Genomic DNA, 20,197 nt, shown 5'->3' with positions numbered 1-20,197 from the left:
CGGCCTAGATGCCCATCGGGGCGAGGCGGCCGGTCGGGCGGATGCCGGATGCGGGCGGGCGCGATCCCGGCATGGCATGGGCGGGGACCATGGCCGGGGCCGGAGCCAAGGTTGGGGCCGGGGCGCGGAGGCCGGTGAGGATGGCGATGATCTTCATGTGGGCTCCGTGAGTGGTGGTGGTCAGCGCGTGGCGCCGGGCAGCGGCTGGACGCGAGCGCTCCAGATGCGGGGGTCGCGGCCGGCCAGAAGCTCGGCCGCGGCACCGTCGGGATCGCGGCTGAGCGCGACGAGCGCAGCGCCGTTGACGCGGTGCGGCCGGCCGGTGCGGCGGTCGATCAGGGTGATGGCGCAGAGCGGCGCACGGGCGGCAGAGGCACGGGCGGCAGGGGATTGTCGCAGGGGCATCGCTGGATCCTCTTGCTCGGGGCGCGGCAGGTGCCGCTTCATGAGCACAATTAACGACAGGGAAGGTCGTCTTTAGCAAGAGAAATAAATCGGCTGATTTAGTCGTGTTTGGAGAAGATCATTCTCCGGCGCAGGCGCGCCCTTAGGCGCCGGTCAGCTCGCCCGCGATCTCGTCGCTGCCCAGCATGTCGGCCAGGGTCAGGCTCTCGATCAGGATCAGGTAGGACCAGAAGACCTCGGCGAAGACCTTGCGCAGGCGGCAGGTGGCCTCGTCGGTGCAATCCTCGCAGCGCTGATAGGCCCGGCGCGAGAGGCAGGGCAGCGGCGCGATGGGCCCGTCGATCAGGCGCAGAAGCTCCGAGATCGAGATGTCCTCGGCCTTCTTGATCAGCATGTAGCCCCCTGCCCGGCCCCGGATCGAGGCGACGATGCCGGCATTGCGGATCTCGAGCAGGATCTGCTCGAGAAAGCGCTTGGGCGCACCCGAGCGGCGGGCGATCTCCTCGATGGTCAGGGCCTCGGGGCGCGGGCGGGCGGCCTCGTCGCCAAGAACGAGCAGGGCCTTGAGGGCATACTTCATTTTCTGCGTGATCATGCCCGGCCGCTCCGCGTCATCTTCCCTTGCAATCATAGGGGCATATGCCGGAAAGCGCCAGAAAAGACGACCGGGTGCCGCGGCTTTTCGTCGAATAACGACAATTGCGCTAGACATTAACATGATTCGTGGCATCCTCGGGCGCAAGAGGAGAGGATCATGCCCCAGGACGAGACCCGCACCGCCTTCGCGCTGGACCTGATCGACCGCAAGATCGTGGCGGCGCTGATGGCGGATGCGACCACGCCCATCGCCCAGATCGCCGAGAAGGTCGGCCTGTCGCAGACCCCCTGCTGGAAGCGCATCCAGAAGCTGGAGGCCGCGGGTGTGATCCAGCGGCGCGTGGCGCTGGCCGATCCGGCCAAGCTGGGCTTCGGGCTGACGGTCTTCGTGGGCATCGAGGCGCCGGATCATTCCGCCGAGTGGCGCGACGCCTTCGCCAAGGCGCTGACCGGCCTGCCGCAGGTGATGGAGGCCTGGCGCATGGCCGGCGATGTCGATTACCTCCTCCGCGTCGCCGTGCCGGACATGGCGGCCTATGACGCCTTCTACCGCGCGCTGACCGATGCGGTGGCGATCAAGAACGTCACCTCGCAGTTCGCGATGGAGCGGCTGCGCCACACCACCGCCTACCCCGTCAACACCCGCGACCGGTAGAACCCTGTTCCCTTCTGGGCGTGATCTTTGGAACCCAAATACACGACCATCATTGTAGTGTTATGCGAGATAAAGGAGAGCGCCATGAGCTGGACCACCAAGACGCAGCCCAAGACGATCATCGTCCCCGGCCTCGACGGCTCGCCCGCGCCCCACTGGCAGGACTGGTGGGCGGGGACCGATCCCGACGCCATCCTGCTGGAGACGGGCGATCCCGCCCGGCCCGTCCGCGAGCTGTGGCAGGCGATGCTGGCCAGCCAGGTGCTGCGCCACCCCGGCTGCATCCTCGTCGGCCACTCGCTCGGCGCCGTCACCATCGCCCATCTGCTGACGCGCTGGCCGGACCTGCCGGTGCGCGGGGCGCTGCTGGTCGCGCCGGCCGATCCGCTGATCTCGGCGCGCACGCGTCCCTTCGGCGCCCTGCCCCGCGGCCGCTTCGACATTCCCGCCACCGTGGTCGCCAGCCGCAACGATCCGTGGATGGGCTTCGAGCAGGCCCGCGAGGTCGCCTCGGGCTGGGGCGCCGAGCTCTACGATCTCGGCCATGCCGGCCACATCAACGTCGCTTCGGGCTTCGGCCCCTGGCCCCGCGGCAAGGCGCTGCGCGATGAGCTGATTGCCCGGACCGCCCGCCCCTCCTGGATCACCCGTCTCAGGGGCGCCCGCACCGCCTGACGCCATCGCAGCCCGAAAGGAGCCCGCCATGTTCGACCCGACCACCGAGGCCCATCTGCGCCGCCTGCACCAGCGCCCCGCCCCCGGCCGGCGCGAGGTGATCGTCCCCGCCGCCATCGCCGTCAACCTCGCGCTCTGGATGGCCGTCTTCGCCACCGCCCTCTGATCCCGCCGCCCCCCCTGATCCCGCCGCCCTTAGGAGGATGCCATGAAGATCGAGACGTTCCCGCCCGCACCCGCGCCGCGCATCGCCCATCTGCCCCATGTCCTCATCATCGGCGGGGGCGCCAGCGGCGTCCTGCTGGCCGCGCATCTGCTGCGCGATCCGGGCGCGGGCCTGCGCGTCACCGTGATCGAGGGCCGGCACATGCTGGGCTGCGGCATCGCCTATTCGACCGCCGATCCCGGGCACCTCCTGAACACCCGCGCCGGCAACATGAGCGCCTTTCCGGACGATCCCAGCCACTTCCTGCGCTGGCTGGCCGCGCGCGGCGAGGCGGCGGACCCGACGGGCTTCGTCAGCCGCGGCACCTATGGCGCCTACATGACCGAGCTGCTGGCGCCCCTGTCCGCGGACGGGCGGCTGCACTGCATCCGCGCGACCTGCCTCGATCTGACCCATACCGCCCGAGAGGTCGCGGCGCATCTGGACGACGGCCGGGTGATCCCGGCCGACCGCGCGGTGCTGGCGACCGGCCATGCCGTCCCCGAGCCGGACCCCGAGGGGCTGGTCCTAGGCGCCTGGCAGGCCGCGCCGCCGCCGCCGCCGGCGGGGCGCGTCGTCATCATCGGCTCGGGGCTGTCGATGGTCGATCAGGCGGTGACGCTGCTGAATGCCGGCCACAGGGGCGAGATCGTCGCCATCTCGCGCCGCGGCCAGTTGCCCCGCGTCCATGCGCCGGGCACGCCGCTGGAGATCAGCCGGGCCGAAGTTCCCTTGGGCGCGCCGGTCAGCTTCGTGATGTCCTGGCTGCGCGGCCTCGCCGCCCGGGCCGAGGCGCAGGGCGGGACATGGCGCGACGCGGTGGACGGGCTGCGCCCGCACCTCACCGCCCTCTGGCGCGCCATGGACGCGGCCGAGCGCGCCCGCTTCCTGCGCCACGCCGCCCCCTGGTGGGAAGTCCACCGCCACCGCCTGCCCCCTGAAAGCGCCGCGCCCATCCACGCCGCGATCCGCGCCGGCCGCATGCGCCTCCTGTCCGGCAGCTTCCTCGGCGCCCGCCGCGAGGGCGCGATCCTGACCGCCGACTGGCGCCCCCGCGGCACGGCGCGCACGCTCGGCCTTGAGGCCGCGCGAATCATCGACTGCCGCGGCATCCGCCGCGATCCGGCCGAGAACGCCACGCCCCTCATCGCCGCGCTCCTGGCCCGAGGCGCTGCACGGATCGATCCCCTCCGCCTCGGCCTCGACATCGCCCCAGACTGCGCCCTCATCGACGCATCCGGCCACCCCGACCCCACCATCCGCGCCATCGGCCCCGCCTCCCGCGCCGCCTTCTGGGAAATCACCGCAATCCCGGACATCCGGCAGCAGGCTAAGATGCTGGCCGAGGAACTTGCAGCGAGACTGGTGGAGTAGACGTCGTCCAGGTGCGAGCCGACGAGGCCGACAGCACCCGCTCAAATCGCCTCTTCTTCTTCGTGCTGAACTGGCAGCTGGCCTTGCTGCGGCAGATCGTGGCCAAGGATGTGGCCGCCTCGGCCCGCGTGGTGATGATCGGCGACCCGGTGGCCGAGCGGATCTTTCCGGACGCGGGCCTGCTGCTCGCCGGCGGCCTCGCAGGCGCCGCATCCGGACTGGCCGCCGCCGTCATCGCGCATAGCCGCATTGGCATGCGGATCGAGGTGACGCCCGAGCCGCTGGTTCTGGCTTTCGCCCTCTCCTGCCTCGTCGGGCTTACCTTCGGCATCTACCCGGCCTGGCAAGCCTCAAAGAAGTCGCCGCTGGAGTCGCTGCGTCAGGACTGAATCCGTCGGGCGCATCGGCGGCTGCGGCAGTCATGCCCTGCTCCCGGTTTTTCACCCACCTCGGGCGGATGAGGACGCGCACCTGCGGTTGCTCCGCCGCCAGTGCCAAGCAGTCGCTTGGCTACACGATCCTGTAGCCGGGCAACGTCGCTTGCTGCGCTGGACGGGCTAGCTCATCAGATGCGCGACCTCTGGCGCGGCGACGAACCTCCAGGCGCGTCGGGGGCCGGCCATCACGTTGAGGTAGTAGAGCTCCATCCCGTGCGGCGCGCCGCAGGGGTGGTGGCCGCGGGGCACCAGAACGACGTCGTGATCGCGCACCGCCATCACCTCGTCGAGGCTGCCGTCGTCGGTATAGACCCGCTGGACCGCCCAGCCCGTTGCAGGGTTCAGGCGGTGGTAATAGGTCTCCTCGAGGTAGGTGATGCGGGGGAAGTCGTCCTCGTCATGGCGGTGGCTGGGATAGGAGGACCAGTTGCCCGCCGGGGTGAAGACCTCGGTCACGAGGAGGCTGTCGCACCAGTCCTCGGCCTCCATCGCGATGTTGTTGATCCAGCGGGTGTTGCTGCCCTCGCCACGCTGCGTCAGGGTGATGCCGTGCGGGCCGATCCGCCGCGCCTCGTGCCCGCCGCGCCCCGGCGCCGAGCAGACGGCGATGGTGCAGTCGGTCACCGCCTCGGCCGCCCAGTCCTGCCCGTCCGGGACGTAGAGGCAATGCGGCGGGGTCTTCTGGAAGACGTCCATCCGGTCGCCCAGGGTGCCCCAGTCCTGCCCGGCGGCGCAGATCTGCGCCTTCCCTTCGACCATCACCAGGATCGCCTCGCGTCCGCCCGTCGCCTCGGCCGCGCGATCGCCGGCGCGGAGGCGATGGAGCGAGAAGCCGACATAGCGCCAGCCGGCATCGGCCGGGGTGATGCGGTGCACCTCGCCATGGGCGCCGAAGGGTCTGCGCAGAAGATGTGCCATGCCGGCTCCTTTCCCTTGCCGTCAGGCCGCGACGGACTGGCCGAGCCCGGCCTCGCGCGCGGCCGCCTTGAGGGCCTTAAGCCCCATCGACTGGTAGTGCAGCGGGCTCCGCTGCTGCGGGTCCTGCTCGGCCTCGATCACCAGCCAGCCGTCATAGCCGGCCTCGGCAAGGATACGCAGCAGGGGCACGAAGTCGATGGCGCCCTCGGGATCGCCCGGCACGGTGAAGGCGCCGGCCAGAACGCCCTGCAGGAACGAGAGGTTCTCGGCCCGCACCCGCTCAGTCACCTGGCGGCGGATGTTCTTGGCGTGGAAATGGGCGACGCGCGAGACGTGGCGGTGCAGCACCTCTTCCGGGTCGCCGCCGCCGAAGGTGCAGTGGCCGGCATCGAAGAGGAGATGCGTCGCAGGACCGGTCGCGGCCATGAAGGCGTCGATTTCTTCGGGACTCTCGACCACGGTGCCCATGTGATGATGATAGGCCAAGGTGATGCCCTTCCCCGCCAGGTAGGCCGCGAACTCCTCCATCTTGGCACCAAACTCGGCCATTTCGGCCTCCGTCAGGCGCGGCCGGTCGTTGACCGCCCTTGCCGGATCGCCATGCACGGTGTTCGAGCATTCGCACACGATGCAGACCTTGCAGCCATTCGCCTTCAGCTTCGCCAGATGCGGCTGGACCGCCGCGATTTCGTCCCGGACCGAGCGGGTGAGCAGCTCGGTCGAGTACCAGCCCGAGATGAAGCGCAACCCGTATTCGCCCAGCAGCGCCTTCAGCGCCTGCGCGTCGTCCGGCCAGCGGTGGCCGTTCTCGATGCCGTCGAAGCCGATCTCGCGGCCAGCCTCGCGCAGGATCTGCTCGGTCGGGATATGGGCGCCGATGGACTGGTCGTCGTCATTGGCCCAGGCAATCGGGTTGGTGCCGTAAAGGATCATGGTGCGCCTTCAGTTGATCAGGGCCTGCTGCGCGACATGCTGGATGTAGCGCGCATAGGCTTGTTTGAGGGTGTCGGTCTCGCCCACCTCGGGAACCGCCACGTCCCAGAAGTGGCCCGCTGCCTCCAGCCCGTCTCCGGGGCCGGGGCGGGCGGTGGTCTCGATCACGATGACGGTCGGGATGTCGCGGCCCCGCGCGGCGCGGATCTGGTCCTGCAGGTCCGCCAGATCGCCGGCTTTCACGGCATGTGCGCCCATGCTAGCGGCATGGGCGACATAGTCGATCTGCGGCTGCGCCTCGATCCGGCAGTCAAGGTAGAGGTTGTTGAAGGCCGCGCCCCCGGAATGGGCCTGAAGCCGGTTGATGCAGCCATAGCCGCGGTTGTCGGTCAGGATGACCGTGAACGGAATGCGCCGCATCACCGCCGTCGCCAGCTCGCTGTTGGCCATCATGTAGCTGCCGTCGCCGACGAAGCACAGGATGTCGCGTTCCGGTCGGGCGAGCTTCAGGCCCATTGCGCCGGCCACCTCGTAGCCCATGCAGGAGTAGCCGTATTCCATGTGGTAGCCGTGCCGGCTGGCCTGCCAGAGCAGCTTCAGCGCCCCGGGCATGGTGCCGGCGGCGCACATGGCGATGCCGTCGGGCGCGGCCGCCTGCACGGCGCCGATCACCTGCGCGTCGGTCGGCAGGCCCGCGGGGGTGGTCGCGCAATGGGCGTCCACCACTGCCAGCCAGTCGGCTCGGGCCTGCGGGTCGGCGGCGTCGAAACGCAGACCCTTCAGTTCGGCCGCCAGCGCCTCCAGCGCCACGCGCGCATCGGCGAGCAGCGTCGCGGCGCCGTGCTTGCCCGCGTCATGGGTCTGCACGTTCACCCCCAGGATGCGCGCCTTGGGGAAGAGCGTGCGCGAGCCGGTGGTGAAGTCCTGCAGCCGCGTGCCGACAGCGATCACCAGATCCGCCTCCTGCACCGCCGCGTTGGCCGCGGCCGAACCATCGACGCCCGCCGCGCCGAAGTTCATCGGATGGGACTGCGGCAGGGCGGACTTGCCCGCCTGCGTCTCGATCACCGGGATGTTGAGGCGGCTCGCGAAGTCCCCGAGCGCATCCTCGGCACCGGAGTAGATGACGCCCCCGCCGCAGATCAGCACCGGCGCCTTGGCGGCCCGGATCATGGCAGCCGCCTCGGCCAGTTCGGCCGCATCGGGCGCGGGCCGGCGGATGCGCCACGTGCGCGGCATGAAGAACGCCTCGGGCCAGTCATAGGCCTCGGCCTGCACGTCCTGGCAGAAGGCGAGGCAGACCGGGCCGCACTCGGCCGGATCGGTCATCACCCGCAGCGCGCGGGGCAGCGCGGTCAGCAGGTGCTCGGGCCGGGTGATGCGGTCGAAATAGCGCACCACCGGGCGGAAGCAGTCGTTCGCGCTGACGGTCCCGTCGCCGAAGCTCTCGACCTGCTGCAGGACCGGATCGGGTCGACGGTTCGCGAAGACGTCGCCTGCGATGAACAACACCGGCAGGCGATTCACATGCGCCAGCGCCGCCGCCGTGACCATGTTCGTCGAGCCCGGCCCGATGGACGCCGTCACCGCCTGCGCCCGCCGCCGGGCCTTGCCCTTGGCATAGGCGATGGCGGCGTGCGCCATGGTCTGCTCGTTCTGCCCGCGCCAGGTGGGCAGCGCGTCGCCGATCCCGTGCAGCGCCTCTCCGATACCCGCCACGTTGCCGTGCCCGAAGATCGCCCAGACCCCGTCGATGAAGCGCTCGCCCTCCTCGGTCATCTGCACCGAGAGCCAGCGCACCATCGCCTGCGCCGCCGTCAGCCTGATCGTTCCGCTCATCTGCGCATCTCCTGCGTGGTCTGTCGTGGCGGGCACGGCCTCGCCTTCGCTCAAGGGCCGGTTCATGCCGCCACCTTCGCCGCAGCGCGGGCATTGTCCCAGAGGCCGCAGAGGCGGCCGTAGCGGCTGGCCATCTCGGTGACCGCCCCGGCGTCGTCCATCTTGCCGGCGAACCAGTCGCGCGCAACCGTCCCGAAGATCGTCCGCCCGACAGCGAAGCCGCGCACCAGATCGAAGCTGGCGGCGACCTCGAAGCTGGCCGCCAGCTCGGCCTCGGGCGCATCGAGGCCGAGGACCACGATACCGCGCGTGTGGCGGTCGTGATCCTCGATGGCAGAGATGGCCTTGGCCCAGGCCGTTCGCGAGGTCAGCGGCTCCAGCTTCCACCAGTCGGGGTAGATGCCGGCGGCGTAGAACTGCCGGATCAGCGTGGCGGTCGTGTCGTTATCGACCGCGCCGACCTTCGAGGGGATGATCTCCAGCAGGAACTCCAGCCCGCTCCGGCGGGCGGCGGCGTAGAGGCGGCCCACCGTCGCCTCCTGCTCGGCGCGCAGGGCCGCGTCGTCGTCCGGATGGCAGAAGCAGAGCACCTTGACCACGTTCTCGCGCACCCACTCGCCAAGCCCGCCGCAATCCGGACCCAGCTCGGGCTCAAGAGCCAGCGGCCGCGAGCCGGGCCATTCCGCCGGCCGCCCGATCCAGAGGCCGGTGCCCGAGGCCGCGTGCAGCGCCTCGCGCCCGATGCGGCTGTCGCAGAGGATGCCATAGCCGCCCTGCCCGTCCTGCACCGCCAGCGCCGCCTGAAGGCAGAGGCGCTTGAAGGCCCCGCCCTTCTGCGGCGTGTAGCCCTCCATCGCCTCAAGCTGCATCCGGTGGTCGAACGCGAAAACGCGCATCGTCGTCCAGTCGCCGCCCATCCGGCCCTGCCGGTTCGTCGCCCAGTGGATCTGCTCCAACGCGGCGTCGTTGCGAAGGTCGGGGCGGATCACGCCGCGCGACAGGAAGAAGCGCAGTTCCTCCAGCGAAGGGTAGGCGGGGGTGCAGCCGTGGCGGCTGACGGCGAAGGCGCCGCAGGCATTGGCATATTCCAGCGCCTTCGGCCAGGGCTCGCCATCCAGCCAGCCCTTCAGGAGACCCGAGAAGAAGCCGTCGCCGGCGCCCAGCACGTTGAAGACCTCGATGGGAAAGCCGGGGCCGGCCTCGCCGTCGTCCAGGCTGTCCGGGATGGGGCCGGTGAAGGCGACCGCGCCCTTGGCGCCGCGCTTGCAGACGAGCGTGGCGTCCGAGACCGCCCGCACGGCGCGCAGCGCCGCCAGCGTGTCGGTGCTGCCGCCGGCGATGTGGAACTCTTCCTCGGTGCCGACGATCAGGTCGAAGAGACGCAGCGTCGCCTGCAGCTTGGCTGTCACGGCGGCGCTTTCGACGAAGCGGCTCTCGCCCTCGCCGTGGCCGGCAACGCCCCAGAGGTTCGGGCGGTAGTCAATGTCCAGCGCCGTCTGCGCGCCGTGCTTGCGGGACAGCTCCAGCGCGCGCATCACCGCCGCCTCGGTCCGCGGATGGCTCAGATGCGTACCGGTCGCCAGCACGCAGCGCGCCGAGGCGATGAAGCCCTCGTCGATGTCCGCCTCGGTCAGCGCCATGTCGGCGCAGTTCTCGCGGTAAAAGATCAGCGGGAAGCTGTCCTGATCGCGGATGCCGAGGATCACCAGCGCCGTCAGCCGCTCGGGGTCGGTCGCCACGCCCCGCACGTCGACGCCCTCGCGGATCAGCTGCTTGCGGATGAAGCGGCCCATGTGCTCGTCTCCGACCCGCGTGATCACGGCCGAGCGCAGGCCGAGCCGCGCCGTCCCGCAGGCGATGTTGGTCGGGCTGCCGCCGATATACTTGGCGAAGGACCCCATGTCCTCCAGCCGCCCGCCCACCTGCTGGCCGTAGAGATCGACCGAGGACCGGCCGATGGTGATCACGTCAAGCGTCTTCATCGCAGTGCTCCTTCAAGATGAGCGCGGGCGCGAACGCCCGCCGCCGTGGTCAGAGCGCGGACCGGATGTGGTCCATGCTGGTCTTCAACGCCGCCTCGGGATCGGCGGCCTCATGCACCTCGGCCGCGAAGGGCTCGAAGCTGAACGGGCCGTTATAGCCCGCGTCCAGAAGTGCCTTGATCTGGGGCAGGTTCTCCAGCCGGTCGGCGCCGTCAACCAGCACGCGATGCGCGTCCAGCATGTCCTCTACTGCCACGTCGGGGTCCGTCACGCCCGAAATATGGACGAGGCCGGTCCAGTCGGGGAAGAACTCGGTCTCGCCGGCCAGGTGATGGTGGAAGGTGTCGTGCATCAGCTTATAGACGCCCTCGCCCCCTGCGGCCTTGATCGCCTCGATCAAAGTGGACTTCTTGCGCAGGGAGGAGATCGGGAAGCCCAACGGCTCGACCAGGCCCATCAGGCCGCGTTCTTCGAGGATCGGCTTCATCGCCTTCAGCGCCGCCACGAGGTCATCGAACGCCACCTCGGTGCCGTCATTCAGCGGGCACATGACCAGGGCCTTGGCGCCTGAGGCCCGGGCATAGTCCGCCATCCGCGCCGCGCGGCCCGGCAGATCCCCGGACCAGACGTTAAAGGGGTAGAGCGCGTTGATCGACAGGATAGTGATGCCTTGGCGTTGCGCCTCGGCACGCACCTCGGCGGGGTCCGTGCTGCCGAGCACATCGGGCAGGTCGTTCCGGATCTCGACTTCGGTCGCGCCGAGCCGGCGGACCATCTGGAAGAAGTCGGCCAGCGGCAGGTTCGGCGCCGAGATGTGGTTGATCGCAAATCGCATGGCGGTCTCAGTCGTAAAGCGCCGGGCGGGCCGGCAGCGTGATGGGGATGATCTGGCCGGTCTTCTCCTGCGCCTCGACGCAGGCATCCGAGCTGATGGCGGCGACGTAGCCGTCCCAGCTGGACGGCCCCGAGGCGGTGCCTTGCGCTGCGGCCTTGATGAAGTCTGCCAGCTCGACATCGTAGCTGTCGACGAAGCGGTCCTTCCAGTCGGTCATGATCGGCGTGGACAGCGCCGCGTTCTTGCGGGTCGTGATGTTCATCGGCTCGGGCAGGTTCGCCAGACCCTCCTCGCCCACGACCTGGCACTGGATGTCATAGCCGTATCGGCAATTCACGAAGATCTCGACGTCGATGCGCACGCCCTTGGCCGTTTCCAGCAGGACGATCTGCGGGTCGGCCAGCTTGCCGTGCGCGTGGCTGGACTTGCGCGGGAAGACCACCTGTGCCGAGACATAATCGTCGTCCAGCAGCCAGCGGAACACGTCGATCTCGTGGATCAGCGTGTCGTGGATCGCCATGGGCGTCACGTAATGCTCAGGGACCGTCGGATTGCGGTGCGCGGCATGGACCATCAGCGGGGTGCCGATCTGGCTGTCCACGACCTTCTTCAGCATCTGGTAGCCAGCGTCATAGCGGCGCATGAAGCCGACCTGCACCAGGCGCTTGCCCGCCGCCACCTCGGCATCGACGATGCGCTTGGCGCCTTCGGCCGTGGTCGCCAGCGGCTTCTCGCAGAAGCAGGGCTTGCCCGCGGCGATGGCGGCCAGGACATAGGCCTCGTGCGTGGAGCCGGTCGAGCAGACCAGCACCGCGTCCACGTCGTCCGCGGCGATCAGCTCCTCGCCTTTGTCGTAGACCATCGCATCCGGCGCCAGGTCCGCCTGCACGGCCCGCGCCGCCGCCGGGTTGTAGTCGCTGAGCGCGACGATCTCCGCGCCGGCCAGCACCTGCGCGATGCGGCGGGTGTGGTCGCGGCCGATCATGCCGGTTCCGATGACACCAATTCTCAGGGTCATGTCTGTCTTCCTATTTCCAGTATGTCGCGACGTAGCGCTTGGTTTCGTCCAGCATGAAGCGGGCGCTGTCCTCGGCCCGGTCCTCCCACCCGAAGACGCAGTTCGACAGGACGCCGTCGAACTTCATGTCGGCGAGGGTGGCGAAGAAGGAATCCCAATCGATCTCGCCCTGCCCGAAGTCGAGGTGCTGGTGCACGCGCACCTTGGCGCCCGGCGGGTTCACGACATAGCGCAGCTGCGAGGACTTGGTGTGGTCGTAAGTGTCGGCCAGGCGCACATGGACCAGATGGCCCTCCGTCGCGCGCAGGTTGGCGACCATGTCGGGGCCATAGAAGAAGGTGTGCGGCGCGATGAACGACGCCTTCACGGCCTTGGAGTTGATGGTCCTGATGATGTCCATCGCCGGGGCGATTTCTTCCAGCCAGTCCTCGGGATGGGCCTCCAGCGACAGGGTCAGGCCCTCGCGCTCGAGGATCGGGACCAGGATGTCCATCGCGCGGAAGAACTGGTTCTCGCAGGTCTCGGGGCGGTGCAGGCCAGAGCGGTCGTTCAGGCTGCGCTCGGGGCTGCCGCCGCGGCCGAACTCGCTGACGAACATTGGGCAGTCCATCTCGACCGCGATCTGGATGGCCCTTTTCCAGTTGTCGATCGCCACCTCCCATTCGTCGGGATAGGGGCTGGCCCAGCGATACATCGGTTGCAGCGTGGCAAGGCCCAGGCCGTGATCCTTCAGCGCCTTCTTGAAGCTGGCGATCCGCTCGGGCCAGACCTTGGGCCGCGTCCACCAGGACAGGAAATCGGGGCGCGGTGACAGCTCGACATGATCATAGCCCAATTCGGCAACCTTGCGGCAGGTGTCCTCGAGGGACAGGTGGCGGATCATGTGCGGATCGAGCGCGTGTTTCATCTTGTGCGTTCCTTGGCGGTTCGGCGGGCGGGGCAATCTGGTGCCCCGCCCCTGCGCGGGGGGGAGGATGCCCCGCGGTTCGGTCGGTGCAGGACGAGGATCGATCAGGCCTTCTTCATCTTCTTCCGCTGCCGATAGGTGTCGGCCACGACGGCGGCCACAATGATCGCGCCCTTGATCATCTCCTGGTAGTAGGCGTCCAGCCGCAGGAAGGTGAAGCCCGAGATGATGACGCCGAAGATGATCATCCCGATCGAGGTGCCGATGATCGAGCCGCGCCCCCCGGCCAGCGAGGTGCCGCCGATGACGGCCATCGCGATGGCGTCCAGCTCGTACATCATGCCCATGCCGGCCTGCGCGGTCTGGCCGCGTGCGGCGACGACGATCCCGGCCAAGGCGGCCAGCGTGCCGGCGACCATGTAGAGCTTGACCAGATGCGTCTCGACGTTGATGCCCGAGACGCGCGCCGCCTGCGGGTTGGCGCCGATGGCATAGGTGAACTTGCCGTAGCGGGTGTACTTCATCGCGACGTGAAAGATCGCGGCCACGGTGAGGAAGATGAGGACCGGCATCATGCCCGCCCCGAGCGAGGCGAAGCTGTCGGTCGGGAAGCTGACCGGCTGGCCCTTGGTGTACCATTTCGCAAAGCCGCGCGCCGTGACCATCATGCCGAGCGTGGCGATGAAGGGCGGGATCTTGGTATAGGCGATGAGCAGCCCGTTGATGGTGCCCGCAACCGCGCCGCAGGCCAGCCCGATCAGCACCGGCACGATCACCGGCATGTCGGTCAGGGCCGGATAGACGGCGCGGGCATAGTCGCCAGCCTGCGCGAAGCTCATCGAGACCATCGCCACCGCACCAACGATCGAGCCCGAGGACAGGTCGATCCCGCCCGAGATGATGACCTGAGTCACCCCCACGGCGATGATCCCGATCACCGAGACCTGCAGGATCATGATCTTCAGCCGGTTGATGTTGCCGAGGAAGGTCTGGCCCTGGAAGATCCAGCCGAGGATCTCGAAGACCAGCGCGATCCCGATCAGGACCAGCAGGATGTTAATTTCGGACGGCAGCTTGCGATGCGCCTTGGGGGCGGCGCGTTCGGCGCCGAGTGTCTGGGTGGCCATCAGGCTTCTCCTCTCATTTCGCCGCAAGTTCCATGACGCGCACCTGGTCGGCTTCCGCCCGGTCCAGGAAGCCGCTGACATGGCCCTCGTGCATGACCATGATCCGGTCCGACATGCCCAGAACCTCGGGCAGCTCGGACGAGATCATCAGGATCGCCACACCCTCGGCAGCCAGCTGGGTGATCAGGCGGTGAATCTCGGATTTCGCACCCACGTCGATGCCGCGTGTCGGCTCGTCGAGGATCAGGATGCGCGGCTTCGTCAGCAGCCAGCGCGCGATCAGCAGCTTCTGCTGGTTGCCCCCGGACAGGTTCGCGACCGTCTCGGCCAGGTTCGGGGTCTTCACGCGAAGCTTGGCGCAGAACTCTTCGGCGAGGCGATTGACCTCGCGCTGGTTGACGAAGCCGCGGTTGTCGACCTTGCCCGAGGACAGAAGCGCGACCTGGATGTTCTCGATGCAGTCGAGGTTCAGGAAGCAGCCGGTTTCCTTGCGGTCCTCGGTCAGGAAGGCCATGCCGTGGCGCATCGCGACGGGGGGCGACTTGATGTCCACCACCGCGCCGTCGATCAGGATCTGGCCGCTGGCGGCCGGCGTGACGCCGAAGACCGCCTCGGCGACATTGGAGCGGCCCGAGCCGACAAGCCCCGCCACGCCCAGGATCTCGCCCCGGCGCAGGGTGAAGCTGACATCCTCGAAGACGCCGGGCAGCGTCAGGTTTCGGACCTCGAGGATCGTCTCGCCGATCTCGCAGTCGATCTTGGGAAACAGGTTGGTGATCTCGCGGCCGACCATCATCTTGATGATTTGGTCGCGCGTCACCTCGGCGGCCGGGACGGCCGCGATGAACTTGCCGTCGCGGAAGACGGTCAGCTCGTCGGCGATCTCGAACAGCTCGCTCATCTTGTGGGTGATGTAGACGATGCCGACGCCCTTGGCGCGCAGGTCGCGGATGATACGGAAGAGATGCTCGACCTCGGTCTCGGTGATCGCGCTGGTCGGCTCGTCCATGATCAGCACGTCCGAGTTGAACGAGACCGCCTTGGCGATCTCGACCATCTGCTTCTGCGCGACGGTCAGATCGCCGACCATCTGCTCGGGCGCCAGCTTGATGCCGAGATCCGTAAAGAGATCGCGCGTCATCGCGGCCATCTTGCCATGGTCGATCAGCCCGAAGCCGTATTTCGGCTCGCGCCCGATCCAGATGTTCTCGGCCACGCTCATCGTGTTCATCAGGTTCAGCTCCTGATGGATCATCGCGATGCCCGAGTTCAGCGCGTCCAAGGGCGTGCGGATCACCAGCGGCCTGCCAGCGAAGCGCACCTCGCCCCGGTCTGGGGTGTAGACGCCGGCGATGATCTTCATCAGCGTGGACTTGCCCGCGCCATTCTCGCCCATCAGGGCGTGGACGGTGCCCGGACGGATCTTCAGCTGAACGTCGTCCAGCGCCACGACGCCGGGGAATTCCTTGCGGACGTTGTCCACCTCGAGGATGTATTCGCCCGCATATGCGCCGCGCGCCGGGGCGCCCGCTCCGTCTAGCATGGTTGCTCCTCCCAAAGCGAAGCCGGGTCCGCGGCGTGCGGGCCCGGCCGGCCGTCAGTTCTGGTAGTCGGCCAGGTTGTCCGGGGTCACCAGCTCGAAGGGAACGTAGACCTTCGATTCGACCTCTTCGCCGCGCGACAGCTTCAGCGCCGCGTCGACGGCGCCCTGACCCTGACCCGCGGCGTTCTGGAAGACCGTCACGTCCAGATCGCCCGCCTGCATCGCCGCCAGCGCGTCGGCCGTCGCGTCAATGCCGCCGACGATCACCTCATCCATCGCCACGCCCGAGGTCTTCAGCGCCTGGATCGCGCCGATCGCCATCTCGTCGTTGTTGGCGATGACCGCATCGAACTCGACCCCGGCCGAGAGCCAGTTGGTCATCAGGTCGGTGCCCTGGGTGCGCGACCACATCGCGGTCTGCTCCTCGACGATCTCGATGAAGCTGCACTCGTCGGTGGCGATTACGTCCTTGATGTCCTGCGTGCGCATCCGCGCGGCTTGGTTGGACAGCTCGCCCATCATCACCACGGCACGCGCGCCCTCGCCCTTGCCCTGTTCCTGCAGAAGGCGGCAGATTTCCTGCGTCTGCAGCGTGCCGGATTCCAGCTCGTTCGAGGCGACGAAGGCTTGGCCCTCGGGCAGGTCGTCCACGTTCACCGGCTCGCGGTTCACATAGACCAGCGGGATGCCGGCTTCGGCGGCGAGGTTCGACATGGCGACGGTCGCGTCGGTGTCGACCGGGTTCACGATGATCGCGTCCACGCCCGAGGCGACGAAGTTCTGGATCTGGTTCAGCTGCCGGCCGACATCGTTCTGCGCGTCCTCGATCTGCAAGGTCACGCCGTCGAGGCCGGCGGCATAGTCCTGCATCCCGTTCCGCAGGACGGTCAGGAAGTTGTCGTCGAACAGCGCCATCGACACGCCGATGTTCTCGGCCGAGGCCGCGCCGGACATGCCGGCCAGAAGCGCCGTCGTCACCAGGAATTTCTTCACGTCTTTCTCCTCCACTGCGGGCGCTTGACGCCACGTTTGCCGGACGCGGCAGGGCGCAGCCGCCCGCCCGAGGGGCGGGCCTGGTGTCAACCCGGCCGTTGTCGCGAATGCAGCGCCTCTTCTCTCCCTGCGCCGCTGCCGTGGATCATTGGCCCGTGACGCCGTTGCGTCAACGAGAAGAAGGGGCAGTTCCCATCATCCATGATGGAATGAAGCCGGCCTCATGATGGAATTACCTCATGAACTCGCTTTCCGGCGTCCAGACCTCGCCGGGAAAGAACCGCTGGCCCGGCGTCTCGGACATGCCCTTCTCGGCCACGGCGATCATCGCGCCGATCACCTCCTCGGCCAATTGCCGGATCGGGGTGCCAAGCACGATGCTGACGACGTGCTCCTGCAGGCCTATCTGCGATTCGGGCGTCAGCTCGTTGACGATCAGCACGACATGGCTGCCGGCCCGCGCCTCGCGCACCGCTTGGATGGCGCCTTCCATGCCTCCGCCGGCGACATAAAGGCCGACCAGATCGGCGTGCCGGTTCAGCAGGTTCACCGTCGCCTCGTAGGTGAGCTGCCGCGTCTCGAGGTTGATCTGCGTGTCCAGCAGCTGGAACTGAGCCGCGGCGTCGCGGAAATAGCTGCGAAAGCCCGTTTCGCGCAGCTCGTGGCCGTGAAAGCGCGAGCCGCCGATGAACAGCGCCACCTTCCCCGGCTCGGTCGCCAGCTTCGAGATGAACCAGCCCGCGATCCGACCCACCTTCAGGTTGTTGGTGCCGAAATAGCTGTCCCGAACGCCCTGCGCGAAATCCGACAACAGCGAGAAGACGGGCGTCCCCGCGCCGCGCAGTTCGCGCACCGCCTGCGTGACGAGGTGATGGTCCAGCCCCGTCGCCGCGATGGCCTCCACGCGCCCGCGCAGGCTCAGAAGCGTCTCCGCCAGCTCCTCGGGCTGGGCTGTCTCGACAAAGCGCGGGACGATCTGGACGCGGCGCTGCGTCTCGGCCCGCGCCTGCTGCTCGAAGGCTGACAGCATGTTCTGGTAGAACCGGTGCCGCGGCTTCTGCAGCACCAGGCCGAGGCGCATCTCGGGCCGGTCCGCCAGCATCCGGTGACGGATGACATTGGCGGCGTGATAGCCGATTTCCTCGGCCGCCTGATGAACGCGGCGCACGGTTTCCTCGCGCACCCGGAGCCGCCCGTTGAGGACACGGTCCACGGTGGCGGTGCTGACGCCGGCGGCTTTCGCCAGATCGACGATGGTAGGTCTGCCCATCACGCCTCACATCAAGGATCGCATCATTCCTACCATCGGCGGACGGGTGCGCCGCAAGAGCGATCAGCAATTCTCGCGCATCACGATCCGCAGCGGCGTGAATGGCACGACCGGTCCGTCGGGCACGCGGCCGTGGCGGCGCGCGATTGCGGCAATGGCCGTCTGGATTTCCAGCGCGGGGTCCTGGTCGATCAGCGCGTCGATGGCGCCTGAGGCCAGAAGCGGGCGGCTGTCCTCCGTCAACTCATGCCCGACCAGCACCACCTCTTGCGCACGGCCTCGCGCCGCGAGCGCAGCCGCGACGGCGGACGCGCCGACCGCCGCGTTGTAGATCGCCCGGATGCCCGGATGTCGCTGCAATTCGCGCCAGGTGAGGTCGGCGGCGAGATCGGCCTGATCGTGGCTCTCGACGCGGGCCACGACCCGGCAGGTCGGGTAGCGTGCGGTCAGCACCTCGTCGAAACCGGCGACGCGCTCGGCATGGCCCAGCATCGACAGATGACCCGCGATGACAAGGACCTCGCCCCCTGCCGCGCCGAGAAGCCGGCCGACCATATCGCCCGCCACGCGCCCGCTCTGGCGATTGTCGGGGCCGACATAGATCGCGCCGGGGCAGCGGATCTCGGTGGCCAGCGTGACGACGGGGCGGCCGGCCGCCACCAGCCCCGCAAGTCCCGCCGCCAGCCGGTCGTCATGGGCGATGCAGAGGATCACCGCATCGTGCCGCGCCGCCACCTCCTGCACCCTCGCGATCTGCCCGGCGGTCAGACGCGGCGCGATGTGATGGATGCGCGTCTGGATGTTGTAGGGGTTGGGGCCGTGGTTCTCGGCCTCGATCGCGGCATGGAGCGCGGCATGGAACGGGTTTTCGGGCGACTGGACTCCGCTGGCACTGCGGCTGAGCTCGCGACCGCTCGAGTATCGCCAGGCACTTCCGGGTAAACTCCTCGATCAGGTTGAGCAGGCGGATGCTCTCCCCGTCATGGGTCCGGCTTTCGACGAGGTCGTAGGACCAGGCTTGACCAGGTCGCTCAGGCCGCAGAAGAATGCACGATCAGTCGTTTCATCAGAGCCGTCGCCCCCCCTTTCGAGTGCTTCTGCGGGACCTTCAGCTTCGTCGGGAAGCGTCCCGCTGGGGCCTTCCCTGATCCTCCTCAGTCCCGCCGCCAAATCCGCACGACCCGCTTCACGTTCACGACCCAGCCCGCGTGACACAGCAGGGCCGCAGTTTGTCGGTAGCCATAGCGACCATACTGGAGATGCAAGCGCGATGATGTCAGCGGTAACCGCCTCCTCGTCGGGGCGTCCGAGCGAAACCTTTCTCTTGAGTCGAGCAGTTCTGGCCAAGCATACGGTAAGCGAGCCGCTCGGATACCCCAAACTACCGCCGGACATGGTCGACGCAACGGCGGCGGCGGGCGCGGCTAAGACGTTTTCGAGGCGTTCGGCCTCCGGCCTCACCGCGCAGGATCAGCTTCTCGAGCGTGAGGTCCGGCACTCCTTCAACCGCTTCACCTAGTTCGTCTCGAGCCCAATATACTTCTTGCGCCACCGGTGGTAGGTGAACTGCGTCACGCCGATGTAGCGCACCGCCTCGGCCACCGACGGCGCCTCGCCCTGAAACCACCCGCCGACCACCAACCTTAAGCCGGCAGACTCGCGTTATGAACGAGGGACCCACACGGCTAGGTCAGTTGGTGGATTGATTCATCGGCGGGGTGCCTGCGGCTCGGATCAAGGACCGGCTCGACGTGGCCTTCCGGCGCAAGGAGGCGCTGGAGGCGGAACTGGCTGTTGCCCCTGCCCCCGAACCCTTGCGGTTCCACCCGGGCATGTCGGCGGCCTACCGCATGCGGGTCGGGCAGCTGATCCGGGGCCTCGGCGAGGCGGACCAGGACGAGGAGGCGAAAGAGGCGCTGCGGGCGCTGGTCGAGAAGATCGAGCTGGTGCCGGAGGAGGACGCGGACGGGAAGCCCGCCTTGGCGATCCACCTCCACGGGGCGCTGGCGGGTCTGCTGAACCTGGCCACGGGGCGCCCCATCGCGCAAGCGGCCGCCGGTCATGAGCAGGCGCCGAGATGCCAGAAAGCCTCTGGCGGTGAGGCGGGAGGCTTCGATCTTGCTGGGGAATTAGTATTGGTTGCGGGGACAGGATTTGAACCTGTGACCTTCAGGTTATGAGCCTGACGAGCTACCGGGCTGCTCTACCCCGCGCCATTGGTGTCCTTGATCGGAAGTGACGTCGTTCGAGAGAGATGCGTTTCTTTCCAGGTCTGGCGGTGACCTACTCTCCCACGTCTTGAGACGCAGTACCATCGGCGCAGCGGCACTTAACGGCCGAGTTCGGGATGGGATCGGGTGTTTTGCTCGCGCTAGGGCCACCAGACCGGGAAAGAAACGCTCAGCGTGCGGGGCCTTTCGGCGCCCGCGTGTTGTCCAAGGATGTTCCTGGGAGGAAGTCAGGGCTGCTGTTGCAGCTGGTCTG

General features: G+C 68.2%; 20 protein-coding genes, 1 tRNA gene, 1 rRNA gene and 2 pseudogenes. 5 read left to right on the top strand and 19 right to left on the bottom strand.

Annotated elements, in window-relative coordinates:
• Positions 1 to 4: 4 nt before the first annotated feature.
• The 3 genes from BLP73_RS19260 to BLP73_RS00105 all read right to left on the bottom strand — a co-directional run bounded on the left by BLP73_RS19260 (position 5) and on the right by BLP73_RS00105 (position 1,000).
• Positions 5 to 157 carry a hypothetical protein gene (locus tag BLP73_RS19260; RefSeq protein WP_175453174.1) on the bottom strand — a complete coding sequence of 51 codons (153 nt, stop codon included), beginning with the start codon at positions 155 to 157 and terminating at the stop codon, positions 5 to 7.
• Positions 158 to 180: 23 nt separating this feature from the next.
• On the bottom strand, positions 181 to 405 hold the full coding sequence (locus BLP73_RS00110; RefSeq protein ID WP_090740008.1) for a hypothetical protein: 225 nt from the start codon (positions 403 to 405) through the stop codon (positions 181 to 183).
• Between the two features lie 142 nt (positions 406 to 547).
• On the bottom strand, positions 548 to 1,000 hold the full coding sequence (locus tag BLP73_RS00105) for an RrF2 family transcriptional regulator (RefSeq protein WP_090739469.1): 453 nt from the start codon (positions 998 to 1,000) through the stop codon (positions 548 to 550).
• Between the two features lie 159 nt (positions 1,001 to 1,159).
• On the opposite strand from BLP73_RS00105, the gene BLP73_RS00100 reads away from it, so the two are divergent.
• The 5 genes from BLP73_RS00100 to BLP73_RS00085 all read left to right on the top strand — a co-directional run bounded on the left by BLP73_RS00100 (position 1,160) and on the right by BLP73_RS00085 (position 4,300).
• Positions 1,160 to 1,657 (top strand): Lrp/AsnC family transcriptional regulator, encoded by a 498-nt coding sequence (locus BLP73_RS00100; protein WP_090739468.1) that lies wholly within the window; start codon positions 1,160 to 1,162, stop codon positions 1,655 to 1,657.
• Positions 1,658 to 1,741: 84 nt separating this feature from the next.
• Positions 1,742 to 2,332, top strand: a complete 591-nt coding sequence (locus BLP73_RS00095; RefSeq protein ID WP_090739467.1) for an RBBP9/YdeN family alpha/beta hydrolase — start codon at positions 1,742 to 1,744, stop codon at positions 2,330 to 2,332.
• A 28-nt stretch (positions 2,333 to 2,360) separates the two neighbouring features.
• Entirely contained in the window at positions 2,361 to 2,498 is a 138-nt protein-coding gene (locus tag BLP73_RS19255; RefSeq protein WP_175453173.1) for a hypothetical protein, read from the top strand.
• 42 nt (positions 2,499 to 2,540) lie between these two features.
• Positions 2,541 to 3,911, top strand: coding sequence for an FAD/NAD(P)-binding protein (locus tag BLP73_RS00090; RefSeq protein WP_090739466.1), 1,371 nt, complete (start codon positions 2,541 to 2,543; stop codon positions 3,909 to 3,911).
• 11 nt (positions 3,912 to 3,922) lie between these two features.
• Positions 3,923 to 4,300: an ABC transporter permease gene (locus BLP73_RS00085; RefSeq protein WP_090739465.1), complete on the top strand. Its 378-nt coding sequence runs from the start codon at positions 3,923 to 3,925 to the stop codon at positions 4,298 to 4,300.
• Positions 4,301 to 4,468: 168 nt separating this feature from the next.
• Here BLP73_RS00085 and iolB read toward each other — a convergent pair whose 3' ends face one another.
• The 16 genes and pseudogenes from iolB to rrf form a co-directional block, all read right to left on the bottom strand.
• A complete protein-coding gene (gene iolB / locus BLP73_RS00080) occupies positions 4,469 to 5,266 on the bottom strand; it encodes a 5-deoxy-glucuronate isomerase (RefSeq protein ID WP_090739464.1) in 798 nt (265 codons plus the stop codon).
• A 21-nt stretch (positions 5,267 to 5,287) separates the two neighbouring features.
• On the bottom strand, positions 5,288 to 6,199 hold the full coding sequence (iolE, locus tag BLP73_RS00075; protein WP_090739463.1) for a myo-inosose-2 dehydratase: 912 nt from the start codon (positions 6,197 to 6,199) through the stop codon (positions 5,288 to 5,290).
• Between the two features lie 9 nt (positions 6,200 to 6,208).
• Positions 6,209 to 8,038 (bottom strand): 3D-(3,5/4)-trihydroxycyclohexane-1,2-dione acylhydrolase (decyclizing), encoded by a 1,830-nt coding sequence (gene iolD / locus BLP73_RS00070; protein ID WP_090739462.1) that lies wholly within the window; start codon positions 8,036 to 8,038, stop codon positions 6,209 to 6,211.
• A 62-nt stretch (positions 8,039 to 8,100) separates the two neighbouring features.
• A complete protein-coding gene (locus BLP73_RS00065; protein WP_090739461.1) occupies positions 8,101 to 10,020 on the bottom strand; it encodes a bifunctional 5-dehydro-2-deoxygluconokinase/5-dehydro-2-deoxyphosphogluconate aldolase in 1,920 nt (639 codons plus the stop codon).
• A 49-nt stretch (positions 10,021 to 10,069) separates the two neighbouring features.
• A complete protein-coding gene (locus BLP73_RS00060; RefSeq protein ID WP_090739460.1) occupies positions 10,070 to 10,855 on the bottom strand; it encodes a TIM barrel protein in 786 nt (261 codons plus the stop codon).
• A 7-nt stretch (positions 10,856 to 10,862) separates the two neighbouring features.
• A complete protein-coding gene (locus BLP73_RS00055; RefSeq protein ID WP_090739459.1) occupies positions 10,863 to 11,873 on the bottom strand; it encodes a Gfo/Idh/MocA family protein in 1,011 nt (336 codons plus the stop codon).
• Between the two features lie 10 nt (positions 11,874 to 11,883).
• Complete coding sequence (locus tag BLP73_RS00050; RefSeq protein ID WP_090739458.1) at positions 11,884 to 12,780, bottom strand: sugar phosphate isomerase/epimerase family protein; 897 nt, start codon at positions 12,778 to 12,780, stop codon at positions 11,884 to 11,886.
• Between the two features lie 104 nt (positions 12,781 to 12,884).
• Entirely contained in the window at positions 12,885 to 13,907 is a 1,023-nt protein-coding gene (locus BLP73_RS00045) for an ABC transporter permease (RefSeq protein WP_090739457.1), read from the bottom strand.
• Between the two features lie 13 nt (positions 13,908 to 13,920).
• Complete coding sequence (locus BLP73_RS00040; protein WP_090739456.1) at positions 13,921 to 15,450, bottom strand: sugar ABC transporter ATP-binding protein; 1,530 nt, start codon at positions 15,448 to 15,450, stop codon at positions 13,921 to 13,923.
• Positions 15,451 to 15,504: 54 nt separating this feature from the next.
• Entirely contained in the window at positions 15,505 to 16,443 is a 939-nt protein-coding gene (locus BLP73_RS00035) for a sugar ABC transporter substrate-binding protein (protein WP_090740007.1), read from the bottom strand.
• A 232-nt stretch (positions 16,444 to 16,675) separates the two neighbouring features.
• Complete coding sequence (locus BLP73_RS00030) at positions 16,676 to 17,713, bottom strand: substrate-binding domain-containing protein (protein ID WP_090739455.1); 1,038 nt, start codon at positions 17,711 to 17,713, stop codon at positions 16,676 to 16,678.
• Positions 17,714 to 17,776: 63 nt separating this feature from the next.
• Positions 17,777 to 18,580: pseudogene (locus tag BLP73_RS00025) on the bottom strand (substrate-binding domain-containing protein); the annotation flags it as partial.
• Positions 18,581 to 18,632: 52 nt separating this feature from the next.
• Positions 18,633 to 19,327: pseudogene (locus BLP73_RS19660) on the bottom strand (IS3 family transposase); the annotation flags it as partial.
• 71 nt (positions 19,328 to 19,398) lie between these two features.
• Entirely contained in the window at positions 19,399 to 19,776 is a 378-nt protein-coding gene (locus tag BLP73_RS00015) for a hypothetical protein (RefSeq protein ID WP_090739452.1), read from the bottom strand.
• Positions 19,777 to 19,849: 73 nt separating this feature from the next.
• Positions 19,850 to 19,926: transfer RNA gene (locus tag BLP73_RS00010), tRNA-Met, on the bottom strand.
• A gap of 57 nt (positions 19,927 to 19,983) precedes the next feature.
• Positions 19,984 to 20,098: ribosomal RNA gene (gene rrf, locus BLP73_RS00005) — 5S ribosomal RNA — on the bottom strand.
• Positions 20,099 to 20,197: the final 99 nt, after the last annotated feature.

Origin of the sequence: Paracoccus tibetensis (assembly GCF_900102505.1) — a bacterium.
GTDB classification, from domain to species: Bacteria; Pseudomonadota; Alphaproteobacteria; order Rhodobacterales; family Rhodobacteraceae; genus Paracoccus; species Paracoccus tibetensis.
This window is presented reverse-complemented; position numbering and strand designations above follow the sequence as displayed.